Here is a 16,759-nt window from a genome sequence, read left to right on the forward strand (position 1 = left end):
TATGCCTTATTCCTCTCCTTCGCTAGAGGTCATTCTCGGCAACATCCTGCGGGACATCCGCAACCTTCAGGCCGAAGCCGATATCGGCACCGACAGCGACAACTACGTCCGCTCGGCAGTTACGGCGGCTGCGATTGAAGGGCTTTATCAGAAGATCGGTTGGGTGTTTCGCCAGATTTTTCCCGATACCGCAGATGAAGCTGAAGTCATCCATGCGGCCGCTATTCGGGGCGTTCCGCGTAAAGACCAGGTAGCGGCAACGGGAACCGTTGCACTGAAAGGAACAGCGGGAGTAACGCTGCTGATTGGCGCCACCCTGCGGCATGTTGTCTCCGGTGAAACGTTCATCACCCAGTCCGACGTCACCCTCGGGCCTGATGGCAGCGGGACCGTCGTCATCAAGGCACAAACGCTCGGCAGCGCACTCAACAAGTTGACCGGCGAATTGATCGTTACCAGCCCGCCCCTAGGCATGGATTCGACCGCCATTCTGGTTGGAGAAACCATCGGTGGGCTTGACCAGGAGAAAGTCGAATCCGTTCTGGCGAGGCTTCTGGAAATCATGCAAAAACCTCCCGCAGGAGGGGCTGTTTACGACTATGTGCGCTGGGCCAAGGAGGTCGACGGCGTCACCGATGTGCTGCCGCTACCCAAGCGCCGAGGCGCGGGTACGGTCGATCTGGTCATTACGTCGGGCAGCGGACTTCCTTCGACTGAGGTCATAGCTGCATGCCTGGAACACGTTCTAGACCAGTGTTCGGTTATCGCCGATGTATGGGTGTATGTCCCGACTATTCGTGTCGTCCACTCCACCGCAAAAGTTGAGTTAGCAAGCGGCTATTTACTTGCAGATGTACAGATTGCCGCACAGGTAGCTTATGACGCCCTGCTGGGGGCCTTGAAGCCTCGCGAGATGCTGAAACGCTCGCAAATTGAGGCCATGATCAACAACCTTGCAGGCGTTGTGGATCGCTCGGTGACAACGCCTGTTGCCAACGTTAAGCCGTCGGAAGATCCAACCCTGATCGGCTGGATTCGGCCGGGAACACTGACTTTGGGGCTGCTGGAATGAGCAGTCTTTCTGATCAATTAAAGCTGCTGCTGCCGCCAGTGTCGTACGACGGCGCTGCACCTGGACTGTCGGCTGCGCTTGAAGCGGAAGCCGATGCCTTGACGCTCAGTGAGTCGAGTGCAGATCTGGTGTATAGGGCCATTTTCCCCGACTCAGGAGAAGCGTTAACCGATTGGGAAAGAGTGTTGGGCTTACCTGATCCCTGTCTAATCGGCGTGCCTCAGTCAGGCAGTCAGCGTGTACAGGCCGTGGTCAGCAAACTTAAGTGGCGAGGTGGGCAGAGCAAAGCGTTCTTTATCTCCCTCGCCAAAAGCCTTGGCTACGACATCACTATCACCACATTCCGCCCGCCCCGAGCAGGCATCGCTAGAGCAGGCGATCCCGTCTACGGCGGGGATTGGGCCTTCACCTGGCGCGTCAACGCCCCCGCTGTATCCATCACCTACGCCAGAGCCGGAATCGCCAGAGCGGGCGACCCCGTTGCGGCTTGGGGCAATAAATCCCTCGAATGCAGGCTGCGTCAAATGCAGCCCGCCGAATCCATTTTACTGTTCGGTTACGGAGACAACTGATGCAAAAGGTCGGACAAAGCACCAGCAGCGCAAATGCGGCCGGTGAATTCACTAATGGGAATCCAGCGGCCGGGGTGGAGCCGACCCAGATAACAGTGGGTTGGCTCAACAGCGTGCAGCGGGAGTTGATCAATGCCATTGCAGGGCTCGGATTTCCTCTTGACCCGAACAACGATGCGCAGCTCCTTGCTGCAATCAAGTCTGCCACCAGTTGGGGGAATGTCAGCAACAGGCCCAGTGCCTTACTGGCGTTGAGTCGTATCACTAAAGTCACTGCTGACGCTACGTTGACCCCAGAGCAAATGGGCTTGGTGTTGATCGACGCAAGCGCATCGACCCGAGCCGTCAATCTGCCGTCCTCAGCACTGGTTGGCGTGGTGGATGTCATCGTAAGACGGACGGATAACACCGAAAATCGGCTGACGGTGCAGGCAGTAGCTGGTGACCGGATCAAGTTTCATACGCACCTGAATGCTGCGGGGTATACGTTTTTGGTGCTTATGGGGGCTGGCGACTGGTGGCATTTGCGAAGTGATGGCCAAGGCGGTTGGTGGCCAGTGGGACGCTTCGATAATACGGCACTTGGCCGGCCAATTTTCGAGACAACCAAACTGTTCAGCCCTGGTGGCTACGGTGCTTTTAATGGATCGTTGCTGACCCGGACTGAATGGCCATGGCTCTGGGATCACGCGCAACAGTCGGGAATGATTATCGCCGACGGCGCACGCGCTGAGTGGGAAGGTTCCTGGACGAGCGGCGATGGCGTACTGACGTTCAGAGGGCCCGACGGTCGCGGTGTGTTCCTCCGTCTCCTAGACGAGACAAGAGGGGTCGATCCTGGGCGCTCTCCTGGTAACTGGCAGCGCGATGCAATTCAAAACATTGTGGGGGCCATTCAAGACACGGGAACAGCGATACAAGGCGCGGGTGGTGCATTCCAGACTTATGCGTCAGGAAGCGGTTACTGGACCGGTTCAGCGGTAGCCGGTGCGGACGCTTTCAACTTCGACGCATCTCGCGTTGTCAGGACTGCAAACGAAACCCGACCGACTAACGTCGCGTATCCGGGCCGTATTAAACTTATCTGAGGGGCCGACTATGAATTATCTAATCGACAGGTCTGGTGCCTTGATAGGCCCGGTAGAGTTTCCGGTTATTCCCGGATTCGGAACCCAGTTACCAGGTAATGCGGTTGAGCTTGATACTGAGCTACCGCCAGCCAGCGAAGGGCAAGCGTGGGGCTGGACCGATGAAGGGCCGCAGGAGCTGCCTGACCAAAGAGGCACGGTATATAAGATCGATTCAGGGGAATCGCAGGAGTGGGTGCTACTGGGGGAGCTGCCGTCTGGCATAACTACTCAGCCTAAGCCTGGTCGGTACTATGTGTGGCTGGAGGACGCGTGGAGGCTGGATAAGAGCGCCGAGCTTGAGGGCGTGACGAAAGACGCCCAAGCAAAGCGCTCAGCGCTCATGGCATATGCTGGAAGCCAGATAGCGCCGCTGCAGGATGCGGTAGACCTGAAGCTGGCCACTGATGTCGAGAAGGCCCTCTACGACGCTTGGCGGCTCTACCGCGTGCTACTCAACCGTGTAGAACAGCAAGAAGGATTCCCAAGCGACATTAATTGGCCGGTTCAGCCTGGTTGAGCAAATGCGGCGGTGCCAATCACGCCGTAACGCGGTGCCAAATCCGGCGCGCGCTTACACGGTGCTGACAATTTTGAAGAGGAAGCAAGCGTGAGAAATGGAGAAGTCACGCAAATGTCACGCGCATGAAAAAGGCCAATGCTGTGAACATTGGCCTAAGTCATTGAAAAATATGGTCGGGACGGAGTGATTCGAACACTCGACCCCTAGCACCCCATGCTAGTGCGCTACCGGACTGCGCTACGCCCCGACTGGTGTTGCAACCGTTCTTCACCTCGAAGAACGCTCAAGAATATAGCGCAAGCGTTTGAAAACTGGAAGTATTCAAACGCTGCTTTTTATTTCTTGAGAACCACCAGCACATCTTCCAATTCGGCAATCATCTGCCGAATCATCTGCTTGTATTGGGTCGTGTCGTCTTTGGCTTCATCGCCGGACAAACGCAAGCGCGCACCGCCGATGGTGAAACCCTGATCGTAAAGGAGCGCGCGGATCTGCCGGATCATCAGCACGTCCTGGCGCTGATAATACCGGCGGTTTCCGCGGCGTTTGACGGGGTTGAGCTGAGGAAACTCCTGCTCCCAGTAGCGCAGCACGTGTGGCTTTACGGCACACAGCTCGCTGACTTCACCGATGGTGAAGTAGCGTTTGCCCGGGATGACGGGTAGTTCGTCGTTATGACTTGGTTCCAGCATAAGCCTCAACTCGGGCCTTCAACTTCTGCCCTGGACGAAAGGTGACCACACGGCGAGCCGTGATCGGGATTTCTTCCCCCGTTTTCGGGTTGCGGCCAGGCCGCTGGCGTTTGTCCCGAAGGTCGAAATTGCCGAAACCGGACAATTTGACCTGCTCGTTGTCTTCAAGAGCGTGCCTGATTTCCTCGAAAAACAGTTCGACCAATTCCTTGGCTTCCCGCTTGTTCAGGCCCAGCTCTTCATACAGACGTTCCGCCATCTCAGCTTTCGTCAAAGCCCCCATACGTCACTTCCTTAACGTGGCGTTCAACCTTTGTTCGAGCGAGGTGAGGATATTTTGCGTCGTCGAATTCACCTCATCGTCATTAAGAGTGCGCGATGGATGCTGCCAGGTCAAGCCAACTGCAAGGCTTTTTCTATCAGGATCAATACCTTTACCCTGATACACGTCAAACAGCCTGAGATCTGTGAGCCATTCGCCTGCATTTTCACGGATTACGTCCAGTACGGCCGCAGACGCGACGTCTTTGTGCGCAATCAGTGCAAGGTCACGACGCACTTCAGGAAAGCGCGACAACTCGTGGAATTTCGGCATTTTACCGAGTGCCACTTCAGCCAGAACCAGCTCGAAAACGAAGACTGGCCGATCCAGACCCAAGGCTTTCGACAATTCCGGGTGAATGGCGCCGATGAAACCGACTTCACGCCCTTCACGTTCGATGCGCGCGGTTTGACCCGGGTGCAGCGCCGGGTGCTTGCCCGGTGCGAAAGTGAAGGAATCCAATGCACCGGCGAAGCCCAGTACCGCTTCCACGTCAGCCTTGACGTCGAAGAAGTCCACGGTATCGCGACCTTGCGCCCAGCCTTCCGGCAGACGGCTACCGCAAACCACACCGGACAGCATCGGCTCTTGCTTCAGGCCTTCGAGCTGACCAACGAAGCGCAGACCGCTTTCGAACAGACGCACGCGATCCTGCTGACGGTTGAGGTTATGCTGCAGCGCCTTGACCAAGCCCGGCCACAGCGACGAACGCATGGCAGCCATGTCGTTGGAGATCGGATTGGCCAGCAACAGCGGCTCGACGCCCGGGTTGAACAGTTCGAACTGACGCGGATCGATGAAGCTGTAAGTGATCGCTTCCTGATAACCACGGGCCACCAGCAGGCGACGCAGCTCAGGCAGATCGCTACGGGCTTCAGCCTTGGCTTGTGGCGCCAGACGCGCTTGCGGGTAACGAACCGGCAGACGGTTGTAGCCGTACAGACGCGCCAGCTCTTCGATCAGATCGACTTCCAGGCTGATGTCGAAGCGATGGCTTGGCACTTCTACACGCCACTGCCCTTCACCGTCGGCAGCAATGCCCAGACCCAGGCCGCCGAGCAAACGCTCAACCTGAGCGGAATCCATTTCCATGCCGAGCATCTGAGTGATGCGCTGAGCACGCAGCGTGATCGGCGCGATCGACGGCAGATGCTGCTCGCTGACGGTCTCGATGATCGGACCAGCTTCACCGCCAGTGATTTCCAGCAGCAGGCCAGTGGCGCGCTCCATGGCTTCACGGGCCAGTTGCCAGTCGACACCACGCTCGTAGCGGTGCGACGCATCGGTGTGCAGGCCATAGGAACGCGCCTTGCCAGCAACAGCGATCTGGTCGAAAAACGCAGACTCAAGGAAAACGTCGCGAGTGGTTGCGGACACACCGCTGTGCTCGCCACCCATCACGCCGGCAATCGCCAAAGCACGAGTGTGGTCGGCAATTACCAGCGTATCGCTACGCAGGCTGACTTCCTGACCGTCGAGCAGCACAAGTTTCTCGCCCTCTTCCGCCATGCGCACGCGGATGCCACCATTGATTTCAGCGAGATCGAAGGCGTGCAATGGCTGACCCAGCTCAAGCATCACGTAGTTGGTGATGTCGACAGCAGCGTCAATGCTGCGCACGTCGGCGCGACGCAGACGCTCAACCATCCACAGCGGGGTTGGCCTGGACAGGTCAACGTTACGGATAACGCGGCCCAGATAGCGCGGGCATGCCGCTGGGGCCAGCACTTCCACCGAACGCACTTCGTCGTGCGCGGCAGGAATGGTCATGACCACGGGACGAGTAACAGGCGCGTCGTACAGCGCGCCGACTTCGCGGGCCAGACCGGCCAGGGACAGGCAGTCGCCGCGGTTCGGGGTCAGATCGACCTCAATGCTGGCATCTTCCAGATCCAGATACACACGGAAGTCTTCGCCCACCGGCGCATCGGCCGGTAGTTCCATCAGACCGTCATTGCCTTCACCGACCTGCAGCTCAGATTGCGAGCACAACATGCCGTTGGACTCGACGCCGCGCAGCTTGGCTTTCTTGATCTTGAAGTCGCCCGGCAGCTCAGCGCCAATCATGGCGAACGGAATCTTCAGGCCCGGACGCACGTTTGGCGCACCGCACACGACCTGGAAGGTTTCCGCGCCATTGCTGACCTGGCACACGCGCAACTTGTCGGCATCAGGGTGTTGCTCGGTGCTCAGCACCTCGCCCACCACCACGCCACTGAATACGCCGGCGGCCGCGGTCACGCTATCGACCTCAAGACCGGCCATCGACAGACGAGCAACCAGCTCATCGCGATTTACCTGCGGGCTAACCCAGCCACGCAGCCATTGTTCACTGAATTTCATCCTGCTCTCCTAAGAATTCGTTACGACTAGCGAAATTGCGCGAGGAACCGCAAGTCGTTGTCGAAGAACAGACGCAAGTCGTTCACGCCGTAACGGAGCATGGCCAGACGCTCGACGCCCATGCCGAAGGCAAAACCGGAGAACTCTTCCGGATCGATACCGGACATACGCAGCACGTTCGGGTGAACCATGCCGCAGCCCATCACTTCCAGCCAGCCGGTCTGTTTGCAGACGCGGCAGCCTTTACCGCTGCACATCACGCATTCCATGTCGACTTCGGCGGATGGCTCGGTGAACGGGAAGTACGAAGGACGGAAACGTACGGCCAGTTCTTTTTCGAAGAACACCCGCAGGAATTCTTCGATGGTGCCTTTGAGATCGGCAAAATTGATGTCGCGATCGACCAGCAGGCCTTCGACCTGGTGGAACATCGGCGAGTGGGTGATATCGGAGTCGCTGCGATACACGCGGCCTGGGCAGACGATGCGGATCGGCGGCTGTTTCGACTCCATGGTGCGGACCTGTACCGGCGAGGTATGGGTGCGCAGCAACATGTTGGCGTTGAAATAGAAGGTGTCATGCATCGACCGGGCCGGGTGGTGGCCTGGGATGTTGAGCGCTTCAAAGTTGTGATAGTCGTCTTCTACCTCAGGACCTTCGGCAATGCCGTAGCCGATGCGGGTGAAGAACTGTTCAACACGTTCCAGAGTGCGGGTTACCGGATGCAGACCACCGGAGGTCTGACCACGGCCCGGCAACGTCACGTCAATCGATTCGGCAGACAGTTTGGCAGCCAGTTCGGCTTCTTCAAACAGCGCCATGCGCGCATTGAGAACGCCTGTGACACGTTCCTTGGCAACGTTGATCAGGGCGCCGACTTGCGGACGCTCTTCTGCCGGCAAATTCCCCAGGGTCTTCATCACCTGAGTCAATTCACCCTTTTTGCCAAGGTATTGAACCCGGATTTGCTCCAGGGCATTGATATCTTCAGCGCTTTGCACAGCCTCTAGTGCTTGAGAGACCAGCGCATCCAGGTTTTCCATGTACAGACTCCAGATACAAAATAGGGGAAGAGCTTGAAGGCTCTTCCCCTATTTAAGACGTTTACCACCTGGCCCCACGGAAGTGAGGCCGGGTGATTGTCGGGGGTACTTAAGCCAAGGTGGCTTTAGCTTTCTCGACAATCGCAGCAAACACCGCTTTTTCGTTCACTGCCAGATCAGCCAGAACCTTACGGTCGATCTCGATGGACGCTTTTTTCAGGCCAGCGATGAAACGGCTGTAGGACAGACCGTTAACACGAGCACCAGCGTTGATACGAGCGATCCACAGAGCGCGGAACTGACGTTTTTTCTGACGACGGTCACGGTAGGCGTATTGGCCTGCCTTGATTACCGCTTGCTTGGCAACACGGAATACGCGGGAGCGTGCGCCGTAGTAGCCTTTAGCAAGTTTCAGAATTTTTTTGTGACGCTTACGGGCAATGACGCCACGCTTTACACGAGCCATGAGTTACTTCCTCTATTCTTGACTAAAATTAACGAAGGCGCAGCATGCGCTCGACTTTTGCCACGTCAGACGGATGCAGCAAGCTGCTACCGCGCAGTTGACGCTTACGCTTGGTCGACATTTTAGTCAGGATGTGGCTCTTGAAAGCGTGCTTGTGCTTGATACCGTTAGCAGTTTTCAGAAACCGCTTAGCAGCACCACTTTTGGTTTTCATTTTTGGCATGTTCGGATACTCCGCATTCAGTTGATAAACATAATCAGAAGGCCTGCCGTGCCCTGTTGATTACTTCTTCTTTTTCGGGGCGATGACCATGATCAGCTGGCGTCCTTCCATCTTAGGATGCTGTTCGACCGAACCGTACTCGAGCAGGTCAGCTTCAACCCGCTTGAGGAGTTCCATCCCCAGCTCCTGGTGGGCCATCTCACGGCCGCGGAATCGCAAGGATACCTTGGCCCTGTCCCCATCACTCAGGAAACGTACCAGGTTGCGCAGTTTTACCTGGTAATCCCCTTCCTCCGTCCCTGGACGAAACTTGATTTCTTTTACCTGAATCTGCTTCTGGTTCTTCTTCGCCGCGGCAACCTGCTTCTTCTTTTCGAAGATCGATTTGCCGTAATCCATCACCCGGCAAACCGGTGGGATTGCGTCTGCGGAGATTTCCACCAGATCAAGCTTTGCTTCTTCAGCAATACGAAGCGCTTCATCAATCGAGACGATGCCAATCTGCTCGCCATCAGCGCCAATTAACCGAACCTCGCGTGCCGAGATATTCTCGTTGATCGGGGCTTTCGGTGCAGCTCGTTTATCTTGTCTCATTTCACGCTTAATAATAATTACTCCGAATCTGGGCGACCACGCCGGGAAACCGCTTGCGCGAGAAACTCAGCGAACTGGGCGACGGGCATCGAGCCCAGGTCAGCACCTTCACGAGTACGCACAGCGACAGTCTGCATCTCGACTTCCTTATCTCCGATAACCAAAAGATAAGGAACCTTGAGCAAAGTATGCTCGCGGATTTTAAAGCCGATCTTTTCATTTCTCAAGTCGGACTTGGCACGAAATCCGCTTTCGTTGAGAGTTTTTTCAACTTCTGCAACAAAATCTGCCTGTTTATCAGTGATATTCATGATCACCGCCTGGGTTGGCGCGAGCCAAGCAGGGAACGCACCTTCGTAGTGCTCGATCAGAATCCCGACGAATCGCTCGAAGGAACCAAGGATCGCACGGTGCAACATCACTGGGTGTTTGCGGCTGTTGTCTTCGGAGACGTATTCAGCGCCCAAACGGACAGGCAGGTTAAAATCGAGCTGCAAGGTACCACATTGCCAGACGCGACCGAGGCAATCTTTCAGCGAAAATTCGATCTTCGGACCGTAGAAAGCGCCCTCGCCCGGCTGCAGGTCGTACGGCAGGCCCGCAGAATCAAGGGCTGCAGCCAGTGCGGCTTCAGCGCGATCCCACAGCTCATCGGAACCGACGCGTTTTTCCGGACGAGTGGACAACTTCATTTCGACATCGGTGAAACCGAAATCGCGATAAACGTCCATGGTCAGCTTGATGAACGCAGCGGATTCAGCCTGCATCTGCTCTTCGGTGCAGAAGATGTGGGCGTCGTCCTGAGTGAACGCACGCACGCGCATAATGCCGTGCAGCGCACCCGATGGCTCGTTACGGTGGCAGGCACCGAATTCGGCCAGACGCATCGGCAGCTCGCGGTAGCTCTTCAAGCCTTGGTTGAACACCTGCACGTGGCACGGGCAGTTCATCGGCTTGATGGCGTAGTCGCGGTTTTCCGACTGCGTGGTAAACATGTTGTCGGCGTAGTTGGCCCAGTGCCCGGATTTCTCCCACAGGCTGCGGTCAACGACTTGAGGGGTTTTGATCTCAAGGTAGCCGTTGTCGCGCTGGATCTTGCGCATGTACTGCTCGAGCACCTGGTAAAGAGTCCAGCCGTTCGGGTGCCAAAACACCATGCCCGGCGATTCTTCCTGGGTGTGGAACAGGCCCAGACGCTTGCCGATCTTGCGGTGATCGCGCTTTTCAGCTTCTTCGATGCGCTGGATGTAAGCCGCCAGCTGCTTCTTGTCTGCCCAAGCGGTGCCGTAAACGCGCTGCAATTGCTCGTTCTTGGCGTCGCCGCGCCAGTAGGCGCCCGACAGCTTGGTCAGCTTGAAGGATTTCAGGAAGCGAGTGTTCGGCACGTGCGGGCCACGGCACATGTCGACGTATTCTTCGTGATAGTACAGACCCATGGCCTGCTCGTTCGGCATGTCCTCGACCAGGCGCAGCTTGTAGTCTTCGCCGCGAGCCTTGAACACTTCGATCACTTCGGCGCGCGGAGTGACTTTCTTGATCACGTCGTAATCTTTTTCGATCAGCTGCTGCATGCGCTGTTCGATCGCGGCCATGTCGTCCGGAGTGAAAGGACGCTCGAAGGCGATGTCGTAATAGAAGCCTTCGTCGATGACCGGCCCGATGACCATTTTCGCGGTCGGGTACAGCTGCTTGACCGCGTGGCCAACCAGGTGAGCGCAAGAGTGGCGAATGATCTCCAGCCCCTCTTCATCCTTTGGCGTGATGATTTGCAGGGTCGCGTCGCTGCTGATGATGTCGCTGGCGTCGACCAGTTGGCCATTGACCTTGCCGGCCAGGGTGGCTTTGGCCAGACCGGCACCAATGGATGCGGCGACCTCGGCTACGGAAACCGGGTGATCGAATGAACGTTGACTGCCGTCGGGAAGAGTAATAGTTGGCATGGCGCCTCCTCTCCTAGTGGTGACCCCTACCAAAGGTCACGTGGGTTGGGATGAGCCAGTACAAGATCCGATCCAGGCCATTCAATGACGAACGCCTGCCTTACAGCGGCAGGAGCCTTGCGGCCAACCGGAAAACCGAACCAGAGTGACTGGGATTCAAATCAGAAATATTCGCACGTTGACCGCACCGGGACTGAAGGTCATCCGGAGCCTGAGAACGCTTGAGCCCGGCATGCTAGCACAGATGAGCGGTCACTTATGCCTCTGTTTTGCCAGAAGGCAAATCGTCCGTTTTTATGCCAGAGTGCTGAACTTGATGGCCCCTTCAGCCCTCAGATAACAAGACATTGACCCACAAGGAGCATCCTCGCATGCGTCTGAATACCCTGTTCGCCGTAGTCGCCCCCCTCGTTATGCTGCTGCCGCTGAGCGCCCACGCCGATTGGCCAAAGGGCGAGCGCGAGAAGTACATGGCGCAGTGCACCCAGGCGGCGACTCCGCAAATTGGTGCCGCCGCGGCCAAATCGCACTGCGCTTGTGGCGCTGATGCCATCAAGTCCTATCCTGCTGCTGACATTCAAGCGCTGATGGACAACAAGGCCACCCCTGAATTGCAACAGAAAGCGTTGGGCCAAATTGCCAAATGCAAGGCAAATACCCCGGCTAAAAAGTGATCAAAAAGGTCTTTTGAGTCGGCTCAGCGCCTCTAAAAAGGGCTGAATTTGAGCCTTTTCGGAGGATTTATGCAGGTTTTACAGGTTTTTTTATTGTCTTTACGTTCCGCTCAAAGCCTTGTAAACCGGGGCTTTCAGCAGAAACAGGCAGTAAAGAAAACACGACTGATTGGCAAACAGCACGTCCGGGGGGCTACCAAAGCGAACATTTCGACTATGATACCCGGGTGTGCCCAGTTGGCCTGAGCAGCACAGTACTGAAAAATATATGTTTCTTGGAGATACACCATGTCTAATCGCCAAACCGGCACCGTTAAGTGGTTCAACGATGAAAAAGGCTTCGGCTTCATCACTCCTCAAGGTGGCGGTGACGACCTGTTCGTACACTTCAAAGCTATCGAATCCGACGGTTTCAAAAGCCTGAAAGAAGGCCAGACCGTCTCCTTCGTGGCTGAGAAAGGCCAAAAGGGTATGCAAGCTGCACAGGTTCGCCCAGAGTAATTTCTCGGCGCACTAAAAAAACCCCGTCCATGTGACGGGGTTTTTTATGCCTGCAACAAAAGCCTTCGCTGATCAGCCGCAGTTGACGCGAGTGACCAGCAGATTGTTGTCGGTGTTCAGATTCAGGCGATCAGAGCGGTACTCGAGCGTGATCATGTCGTTTGGCTTGAGGAAGCGGGCATTCTGTGCCCCGGCTTTGGCACGGGCCTGCTCCAGCAGTTCCGGCGAAGCCTTTTTGCCAATGGCGAATTCCGCTGCCGTCGCTTCGCAGCGGCTGTGACCGGATTCGGCCGCCACTGGATCCTTTGCCGACTCGCTGGAGGTTGTGCTGCAACCGGCCAGCATGGCAACGGCCATCAGAGCACCCAGTGTCGCGAACTTCAAAGGCATGAAGCCTCCTTACTTTCAAATGATTAAGCTGAGATTGTGCGACCGCCAATCCGGCGTTTGGTTTCACGGCGGATGCCATCATCCTGCCCCACAATCGGAAAAACGCCGAGTTTGCCTGAGCCCTGCCCTGCTCTTCAGCAATCAATCGTGACTGAATATTAACGACACTCAGTAGACGTCGATGTAGTCGTACGGCGGGTTCGGCCAGTTGTCCTTGAGCGCATTGAAGATCTGCATCACCCAGACTTCATCGCTGGCCGCGACATTGCCCACGTAACCCGAACCCTTCGCCCAGGTTTCCAGGCGAAACAGCAAACCGTCGATATCCTGCCCGCCCGTCACGCCCGAAGAAATGTAAGCGATACCGCCCTTGGTCACACGCAGCTGAGTGTGTTCGTCATCACTGGCCGATGCGAGCAACTGGCGCACGGCCTCGAGCGTCAGGCCGTCAGGGGTATTCAAATCGATCTGCACAACACGATCCTTGGAAAGCCTTAAAAGACCAAGTGTCGCATAGCACTCCGCTCATGCCTAAGTCGCAGTGCCAAACGCCCGACAAAATGGTTAACTCGAATCTCAGACTTTCCGACTTTTCGAGCGCTCTCATGACCACCATCAGCATCGACGCCGACATCAAAGCCAAATGGGCAGACGGACACAGCTCCTACAGCCCGGGAACCACCGAAGAACTGGCGCTGATAGGTATCGATTTGTTGGTCAAAGAGCTGGGCACTGAAGCGGCCAAGCAATTCATCAAGCAGATTTTCGAGCGCTACCCGACCGAACAGGTCGAGCACGAACACGCGCAGAAGGGGTAAAACCCGCAGGCTGGCACCTGCGGGCGAGTCGCTTACTTCAAGCGCTTCAGACGCTCGGTGAGCAGGTCAAAGAAGCCTTGAGCATCACCATTTTCCACCCAGAAGGCGTTTTTCGGCGCCTTCAGGCCATCGTACCAATCGACAATGGTCTGACCGAAAGTCGGCCCTTCGCGACTGTCCACCACGACATTCACCGAACGACCGGTAAACAGTTCTGGCTTGAGCAGATAAGCCACCACGGTGGCGTCATGCACCGGGCCACCCGGAATGCCGTAGTGCTCCATATCCCCTTTGATGTACTCGTTGAGGATGTCGCCGACAATCTTGCTCGCGTTGTTGTTCAGCGCGGCAATCTGCTTCAGGCGCGCGTCACTGGTAAGGATCTTGTGGGTCACGTCCAGCGGCAGGTAAGTCAGTTTCACGCCGCTTTTCAGCACCACTTCAGCCGCTTGCGGATCTGCAAACAGGTTGAATTCGGCCACCGGGGTGATGTTGCCGCCGTTGAAATGCGCACCGCCCATGATCACCACTTCCTTGATGCCCTGAACAATCTCGGGCTCCTGGATCAGCGCCAGCGCCAGGTTGGTCTGTGGACCGAGCATGGCGATGGTGATGCTGTGTGGCTTGGCCTTCTTCAAGGTGTCGATCAGATAGTTGACCGCATTACCTTCCTCCAGACCCTTTTTCGGTTCATGCACGGTGACACCCGACAGGCCTTCCTTGCCATGGATGTTCTCGGCGTAGATGGGCGTACGCATCAGCGGCTTGGGCGCACCGGCATACACCGGCACGTCCTCGCGCCCTGCCCACTCACGCGCCAGGCGTGCGTTACGCGATGTCTTGTCGAGGCGTACGTTGCCGGCCACGGTGGTCAGCGCGCGGATATTCAGTTCGTCCGGCGAGGCCAGCGCAAACAGCAGCGCGACGACGTCGTCGGCGCCTGGATCGGTATCAATGATCAGGTCGATTTTTTCCGCCGCCTGAGCGCCGGTCGCAGTGATGACGGACAAAAGCAGTAAACCCCGGATGAGTTGATGCAGTTTCTGAGCATAGCGTTGCATGGCGCATTCCTTGTGCAGGTGAAATCAAAAATTAAAAGGTAACCCCGGCAACCAGCACGATGTTGCAGTACGGCTGGCACTCACCGGTACGGACAATCGCCCGAGCCTGGCGGCTGAGAACTTTGAATTGTTCATGACTGAGCAAGTCACGACGACCCAGTGCACCCTCTTCATTTAACGCGTCCAGCGTACTCAGCGCGGTCGGTTGCTTGTCGAAGATCTCCTTGGCCAGCGCATGGCTTTCCACCTGCATTTCGCTGAGGATGACGTTGAGGGTGCTGACAAAATCAGGCACACCGTGAGTCAGCGCCAGATCGATCAACTCGACACCGGGAGGCACGGGCAACCCGGCATCACCGATGACCACCATGTCGCCATGGCCCAGGGACGCGATCAGTCGCGACAACGCGACGTTGAGCAGAGGAGTTTTTTTCATGCGGGTTTAAACGCCTGTACGTCGGACATATTAGGAATGGAAGGCTGTGCACCAGCGTGGGTGACTGACAACGCGGCAGCGATCTGCCCATAGCGAATCGCTTCGGCCTCGGATTTACCACTCGCCAGCGCAGCGGCAAAACCACCGACGAAGGTATCCCCGGCCGCCGTGGTATCCACGGCCTTCACTTTCGGTGCCGGAAAATGCTCGAAACCTTTACCGTTGGCAAACAACGAACCTTCGGCGCCGAGGGTGATGATGACTTTGCCCGCGCCCAAACTGATCAGATGACTGGCGGCACTTTCTGCGGTTTGCAACGAGTCGACTGGCAGCCCGCTCAACGCGGCGGCTTCACTTTCGTTGGGGATCAGATAATCGATCGCCGCGAACCAGTCTGCCGGCAATGGGCGGCTGGCAGGCGCCGGATTGAGGATGACAGTTTTGCCCAACGCACGCGCGCGCTTGAGCGCATACCCCACCGTCGCATCAGGAATCTCGAGCTGGCAGATGATCACGTCCGCGTTTTGCAGCACGGCATCGAAGCGATCGATCACCGCAGGCGTCATTGCGCCGTTGGCACCGGCAACGATGACAATGGCGTTCTGACTGTTGTCATCCACCACGATCAACGCGACACCACTGGAGTCGTCGACGATGCTCACCGCCTGACAGTCGATCTGCTCGGCCAGCAACGCATCACGCAATTGCACGCCATAGTCGTCGTTGCCAACGCAGCCAACCATCGCCACGTGTGCGCCCAGGCGGGCCGCAGCCACAGCCTGATTGGCGCCCTTGCCACCGGACACGGTGGTGAAGGAATGACCGATCAGCGTTTCACCGCCTCGCGGCAGCCGTGGCGCCCGAGTCACCAGATCCATGTTCAGGCTGCCTATTACCACTACATTTGCTGGCATACATCAGTACTCGTCAATTCGGTTTTCAGCGGTATTCGGTGAACACGCCGGACAGCGGCGCAGTCGATTCGCGCAGGACAATACTCGGGGTCACGATGCGTTGATCAGTGCCCAGGTTCGGTGTTGCGATTCTGCGCAGTAATACTTCTGCGGCCATCTCACCCAGTTGCAGGATCGACTGGCCGACAGTGGTCAATGCCGGGTACACATAACGGCTCATCTGGATATCGTCGAAGCCGATCACCGATAGTTCGCTTGGTACGCGCACGTTACGCTCAGCGGCGGCGCGCAGAACACCGATGCCGATCATGTCGTTACCGGCAAAAATCGCACTCGGCGGATTGCTTTCGAGCAGCGTCGCCGCCGCGTTGTAACCGCCGGTGCTGGTGAAATCACTTTCCAGCATGCGTGCTGGCTGGATGTCGATGCCCGCCTCTTTCAGCGCCCGGCAATAACCGGCCTGACGCATCTGCGCCACGCTGGTGCTCGCCGGACCGCCGATGGTGGCGATATCGCGATGGCCCAATTCCAGCAGATGACGGGTCGCCAGGTAGGCGCCGTACTCGTGGTCGATGCGCACCAGATCGGCATCGACCCCTTCGAGGCCTCGGTCGACGATGACCATCGGCGTTTTAACCCCTGCCAAACCTTGCGCCAGGCCACTGTCGCCGCCCGCCGAGGCAACGATCAAACCGTCGATGCGTTTTTCCAGGAGCACACGTAAATAGCTGCGTTGCTTTTCCGGATTGTCGTCGGAGTTGCAGAGGATCACGCAGTAGCCGTTACGCTCGCAATAATCCTCGATGCCGCGCGCCAGCTCCGCGAAGTACGGGTTGAGACTGTTCGGCACCAGCAGACCGATGGTGGCGGTGGTCTTGGCTTTCAGCGAGCGCGCCACGGCACTCGGGACGTAGTCGAGGCTCTTGATCGCCGCTTCGACTTTAAGCCGCACTTGCTGACTGACCGGCCGAGTGTTGTTCACCACATGGGAGACGGTGGTGTAGGAAATCCCCGCGAGCGCCGCTACATCCTTGATCGTTGCCATGTC

At 57.1% G+C, this 16,759-nt stretch carries 21 protein-coding genes and 1 tRNA gene; 7 read left to right on the plus strand and 15 right to left on the minus strand.

Annotated elements, in window-relative coordinates; genetic code table 11:
• The first annotated feature begins 1 nt into the window (after position 1).
• The 4 genes from A8O26_RS03390 to A8O26_RS03405 are packed head-to-tail and all read left to right on the plus strand — an operon-like array spanning position 2 to position 3,291.
• Positions 2 to 1,072: a baseplate J/gp47 family protein gene (locus A8O26_RS03390; RefSeq protein WP_064116776.1), complete on the plus strand. Its 1,071-nt coding sequence runs from the start codon at positions 2 to 4 to the stop codon at positions 1,070 to 1,072.
• Positions 1,069 to 1,644, plus strand: a complete 576-nt coding sequence (locus A8O26_RS03395; protein ID WP_064116777.1) for a YmfQ family protein — start codon at positions 1,069 to 1,071, stop codon at positions 1,642 to 1,644. The genes A8O26_RS03390 and A8O26_RS03395 overlap by 4 nt, the downstream gene beginning before the upstream one ends.
• On the plus strand, positions 1,644 to 2,732 hold the full coding sequence (locus A8O26_RS03400; protein ID WP_064116778.1) for a hypothetical protein: 1,089 nt from the start codon (positions 1,644 to 1,646) through the stop codon (positions 2,730 to 2,732). Before A8O26_RS03395 ends, A8O26_RS03400 begins: the two co-directional genes overlap by 1 nt.
• 10 nt (positions 2,733 to 2,742) lie before the next feature.
• Positions 2,743 to 3,291, plus strand: coding sequence for a tail fiber assembly protein (locus A8O26_RS03405; protein WP_064116779.1), 549 nt, complete (start codon positions 2,743 to 2,745; stop codon positions 3,289 to 3,291).
• A 173-nt stretch (positions 3,292 to 3,464) separates the two neighbouring features.
• On the opposite strand, the gene A8O26_RS03410 is transcribed toward A8O26_RS03405, so the two are convergent.
• The 9 genes from A8O26_RS03410 to thrS form a co-directional block, all read right to left on the minus strand.
• Positions 3,465 to 3,541 (minus strand) — tRNA-Pro (locus A8O26_RS03410).
• 88 nt (positions 3,542 to 3,629) lie between these two features.
• Complete coding sequence (locus tag A8O26_RS03415) at positions 3,630 to 3,986, minus strand: MerR family transcriptional regulator (RefSeq protein WP_003179985.1); 357 nt, start codon at positions 3,984 to 3,986, stop codon at positions 3,630 to 3,632.
• The gene (gene ihfA, locus A8O26_RS03420; protein ID WP_002553164.1) at positions 3,967 to 4,269 is read right to left on the minus strand and encodes an integration host factor subunit alpha; all 303 of its coding nucleotides are present in this window, start codon (positions 4,267 to 4,269) and stop codon (positions 3,967 to 3,969) included. Before ihfA ends, A8O26_RS03415 begins: the two co-directional genes overlap by 20 nt.
• 3 nt (positions 4,270 to 4,272) lie before the next feature.
• A complete protein-coding gene (gene pheT, locus A8O26_RS03425; protein ID WP_064116780.1) occupies positions 4,273 to 6,651 on the minus strand; it encodes a phenylalanine--tRNA ligase subunit beta in 2,379 nt (792 codons plus the stop codon).
• Between the two features lie 26 nt (positions 6,652 to 6,677).
• The gene (gene pheS / locus A8O26_RS03430) at positions 6,678 to 7,694 is read right to left on the minus strand and encodes a phenylalanine--tRNA ligase subunit alpha (protein ID WP_003226365.1); all 1,017 of its coding nucleotides are present in this window, start codon (positions 7,692 to 7,694) and stop codon (positions 6,678 to 6,680) included.
• 109 nt (positions 7,695 to 7,803) lie between these two features.
• Entirely contained in the window at positions 7,804 to 8,160 is a 357-nt protein-coding gene (rplT, locus tag A8O26_RS03435; protein WP_007913489.1) for a 50S ribosomal protein L20, read from the minus strand.
• Between the two features lie 28 nt (positions 8,161 to 8,188).
• Positions 8,189 to 8,383: a 50S ribosomal protein L35 gene (gene rpmI / locus A8O26_RS03440; RefSeq protein ID WP_002553160.1), complete on the minus strand. Its 195-nt coding sequence runs from the start codon at positions 8,381 to 8,383 to the stop codon at positions 8,189 to 8,191.
• Between the two features lie 60 nt (positions 8,384 to 8,443).
• The gene (gene infC / locus A8O26_RS03445) at positions 8,444 to 8,995 is read right to left on the minus strand and encodes a translation initiation factor IF-3 (RefSeq protein ID WP_171057393.1); all 552 of its coding nucleotides are present in this window, start codon (positions 8,993 to 8,995) and stop codon (positions 8,444 to 8,446) included.
• The gene (gene thrS / locus A8O26_RS03450; RefSeq protein ID WP_007913488.1) at positions 8,995 to 10,917 is read right to left on the minus strand and encodes a threonine--tRNA ligase; all 1,923 of its coding nucleotides are present in this window, start codon (positions 10,915 to 10,917) and stop codon (positions 8,995 to 8,997) included. Before thrS ends, infC begins: the two co-directional genes overlap by 1 nt.
• A gap of 371 nt (positions 10,918 to 11,288) precedes the next feature.
• On the opposite strand from thrS, the gene A8O26_RS03455 reads away from it, so the two are divergent.
• Complete coding sequence (locus A8O26_RS03455) at positions 11,289 to 11,591, plus strand: hypothetical protein (RefSeq protein ID WP_064116781.1); 303 nt, start codon at positions 11,289 to 11,291, stop codon at positions 11,589 to 11,591.
• Between the two features lie 288 nt (positions 11,592 to 11,879).
• Positions 11,880 to 12,092 carry a cold-shock protein gene (locus tag A8O26_RS03460; RefSeq protein WP_003179963.1) on the plus strand — a complete coding sequence of 71 codons (213 nt, stop codon included), beginning with the start codon at positions 11,880 to 11,882 and terminating at the stop codon, positions 12,090 to 12,092.
• Between the two features lie 72 nt (positions 12,093 to 12,164).
• Here A8O26_RS03460 and A8O26_RS03465 read toward each other — a convergent pair whose 3' ends face one another.
• On the minus strand, positions 12,165 to 12,482 hold the full coding sequence (locus A8O26_RS03465) for an I78 family peptidase inhibitor (RefSeq protein WP_064116782.1): 318 nt from the start codon (positions 12,480 to 12,482) through the stop codon (positions 12,165 to 12,167).
• Positions 12,483 to 12,650: 168 nt separating this feature from the next.
• Positions 12,651 to 12,956 carry a hypothetical protein gene (locus A8O26_RS03470; RefSeq protein WP_064116783.1) on the minus strand — a complete coding sequence of 102 codons (306 nt, stop codon included), beginning with the start codon at positions 12,954 to 12,956 and terminating at the stop codon, positions 12,651 to 12,653.
• A 131-nt stretch (positions 12,957 to 13,087) separates the two neighbouring features.
• Between A8O26_RS03470 and A8O26_RS03475 the strand changes: the two genes are divergently transcribed.
• The gene (locus A8O26_RS03475; protein WP_064116784.1) at positions 13,088 to 13,300 is read left to right on the plus strand and encodes a hypothetical protein; all 213 of its coding nucleotides are present in this window, start codon (positions 13,088 to 13,090) and stop codon (positions 13,298 to 13,300) included.
• A 32-nt stretch (positions 13,301 to 13,332) separates the two neighbouring features.
• On the opposite strand, the gene A8O26_RS03480 is transcribed toward A8O26_RS03475, so the two are convergent.
• From A8O26_RS03480 to A8O26_RS03495, 4 genes are read right to left on the minus strand one after another with little or no spacing between them, the layout of a single operon-like run.
• The gene (locus A8O26_RS03480) at positions 13,333 to 14,361 is read right to left on the minus strand and encodes a nucleoside hydrolase (RefSeq protein WP_064116785.1); all 1,029 of its coding nucleotides are present in this window, start codon (positions 14,359 to 14,361) and stop codon (positions 13,333 to 13,335) included.
• Positions 14,362 to 14,392: 31 nt separating this feature from the next.
• Positions 14,393 to 14,797, minus strand: coding sequence for a D-ribose pyranase (rbsD, locus tag A8O26_RS03485; RefSeq protein WP_064116786.1), 405 nt, complete (start codon positions 14,795 to 14,797; stop codon positions 14,393 to 14,395).
• Positions 14,794 to 15,711, minus strand: coding sequence for a ribokinase (rbsK, locus tag A8O26_RS03490; protein WP_064116787.1), 918 nt, complete (start codon positions 15,709 to 15,711; stop codon positions 14,794 to 14,796). Before rbsK ends, rbsD begins: the two co-directional genes overlap by 4 nt.
• Positions 15,712 to 15,736: 25 nt before the next feature.
• Positions 15,737 to 16,756, minus strand: a complete 1,020-nt coding sequence (locus tag A8O26_RS03495) for a LacI family DNA-binding transcriptional regulator (RefSeq protein ID WP_064116788.1) — start codon at positions 16,754 to 16,756, stop codon at positions 15,737 to 15,739.
• Positions 16,757 to 16,759 lie beyond the last annotated feature (3 nt).

Source organism: Pseudomonas fluorescens (assembly GCF_001648775.1).
Taxonomy (GTDB): domain Bacteria; phylum Pseudomonadota; class Gammaproteobacteria; order Pseudomonadales; family Pseudomonadaceae; genus Aquipseudomonas; species Aquipseudomonas fluorescens_M.

Excerpts from the sequence above, each read along its gene's own strand:
- A8O26_RS03480 (WP_064116785.1), bottom strand. The coding sequence starts at position 14,361 with ATGCAACGCTATGCTCAGAAACTGCATCAACTCATCCGGGGTTTACTG.
- rbsK (WP_064116787.1), bottom strand. The coding sequence starts at position 15,711 with ATGCCAGCAAATGTAGTGGTAATAGGCAGCCTGAACATGGATCTGGTG.
- A8O26_RS03455 (WP_064116781.1), top strand. The coding sequence starts at position 11,289 with ATGCGTCTGAATACCCTGTTCGCCGTAGTCGCCCCCCTCGTTATGCTG.
- thrS (WP_007913488.1), bottom strand. The coding sequence starts at position 10,917 with ATGCCAACTATTACTCTTCCCGACGGCAGTCAACGTTCATTCGATCAC.
- A8O26_RS03460 (WP_003179963.1), top strand. The coding sequence starts at position 11,880 with ATGTCTAATCGCCAAACCGGCACCGTTAAGTGGTTCAACGATGAAAAA.
- rpmI (WP_002553160.1), bottom strand. The coding sequence starts at position 8,383 with ATGCCAAAAATGAAAACCAAAAGTGGTGCTGCTAAGCGGTTTCTGAAA.
- A8O26_RS03415 (WP_003179985.1), bottom strand. The coding sequence starts at position 3,986 with ATGCTGGAACCAAGTCATAACGACGAACTACCCGTCATCCCGGGCAAA.
- pheT (WP_064116780.1), bottom strand. The coding sequence starts at position 6,651 with ATGAAATTCAGTGAACAATGGCTGCGTGGCTGGGTTAGCCCGCAGGTA.
- A8O26_RS03465 (WP_064116782.1), bottom strand. The coding sequence starts at position 12,482 with ATGCCTTTGAAGTTCGCGACACTGGGTGCTCTGATGGCCGTTGCCATG.
- A8O26_RS03395 (WP_064116777.1), top strand. The coding sequence starts at position 1,069 with ATGAGCAGTCTTTCTGATCAATTAAAGCTGCTGCTGCCGCCAGTGTCG.
- A8O26_RS03400 (WP_064116778.1), top strand. The coding sequence starts at position 1,644 with ATGCAAAAGGTCGGACAAAGCACCAGCAGCGCAAATGCGGCCGGTGAA.
- ihfA (WP_002553164.1), bottom strand. The coding sequence starts at position 4,269 with ATGGGGGCTTTGACGAAAGCTGAGATGGCGGAACGTCTGTATGAAGAG.
- rplT (WP_007913489.1), bottom strand. The coding sequence starts at position 8,160 with ATGGCTCGTGTAAAGCGTGGCGTCATTGCCCGTAAGCGTCACAAAAAA.
- pheS (WP_003226365.1), bottom strand. The coding sequence starts at position 7,694 with ATGGAAAACCTGGATGCGCTGGTCTCTCAAGCACTAGAGGCTGTGCAA.
- A8O26_RS03390 (WP_064116776.1), top strand. The coding sequence starts at position 2 with ATGCCTTATTCCTCTCCTTCGCTAGAGGTCATTCTCGGCAACATCCTG.
- A8O26_RS03495 (WP_064116788.1), bottom strand. The coding sequence starts at position 16,756 with ATGGCAACGATCAAGGATGTAGCGGCGCTCGCGGGGATTTCCTACACC.
- A8O26_RS03475 (WP_064116784.1), top strand. The coding sequence starts at position 13,088 with ATGACCACCATCAGCATCGACGCCGACATCAAAGCCAAATGGGCAGAC.
- rbsD (WP_064116786.1), bottom strand. The coding sequence starts at position 14,797 with ATGAAAAAAACTCCTCTGCTCAACGTCGCGTTGTCGCGACTGATCGCG.
- A8O26_RS03405 (WP_064116779.1), top strand. The coding sequence starts at position 2,743 with ATGAATTATCTAATCGACAGGTCTGGTGCCTTGATAGGCCCGGTAGAG.